The sequence below is a fragment of the Frischella sp. Ac48 genome, from assembly GCF_019641635.1.
GTDB classification, from domain to species: Bacteria; Pseudomonadota; Gammaproteobacteria; order Enterobacterales; family Orbaceae; genus Frischella; species Frischella japonica.
The window spans coordinates 1-708 of the sequence record NZ_JAETXP010000038.1; the positions used below are offsets into that span (position 1 = coordinate 1).

Sequence of the window (708 nt, forward strand, 5' to 3'; positions counted from 1 at the left end):
TTATAAGGATAATCGGTTCTGTTTTGGTCGGGTAGTGATAGTGGATATGAAATATCAGAAAAAACAAGATGGCAAGCATTTATATACTTATGATTATTATCTGGAAAATGTACCAGACTGGGCCAACAATCCTCTTTTAGATGAAATTAATACAGTGATTAGGAAAATTGCGCGGCAAACCGGAGAAATTAAAACTGGTACTTGGGGGGGAATGGTATTTTTAACGTCCAATAAAAGGGAAGTTGCATGGGGAGAGCCCGTTGGTATAAGCATATATTAAGGATAGGGTATGAAAAAATTAGCAATATTGTGGTTATTGGTGTTTAGTTTAATCGGTTGTGGCACCGAGCAAGAAAAACGGGTCTTACAAGCGGAATTTGATGAGTCTAATCCTTCGGGCAATAGTGCGATTTGTTTATCCAATGGCTTAAACCCACATGAATGGATCAACTTAACCGAGCCCTATACAACCTATGATATTACTCCTGGTATAGAGGATTACGATTATTTAGTTATGGCTAATAAATGGCTTAATAAGCGGTTAGCCATTTTTGCGCAGTTGGGATTACTTAATCAGCAAGCGCTGGCCAATGGTCAATATCGCTATAGCCTAACCGAGCTGGGGGTAAAGTATCTTTATAAGGATAATCGGTTCTGTTTTGGTCGGGTAGTGATAGTGGATATGAAATATCAGAAAAAACAAGATGG

General features: G+C 38.4%; 2 protein-coding genes. Both read left to right on the forward strand.

The features are described 5' to 3' along the window. Nucleotides 1-280: hypothetical protein (locus JMI89_RS11790; RefSeq protein WP_220680184.1), on the forward strand; the 280-nt coding region annotated here is incomplete at its 5' end. A 9-nt stretch (nucleotides 281-289) separates the two neighbouring features. Next, a partial coding sequence (locus JMI89_RS11795) for a hypothetical protein (protein WP_220680185.1) occupies nucleotides 290-708 on the forward strand: 419 nt, incomplete at its 3' end.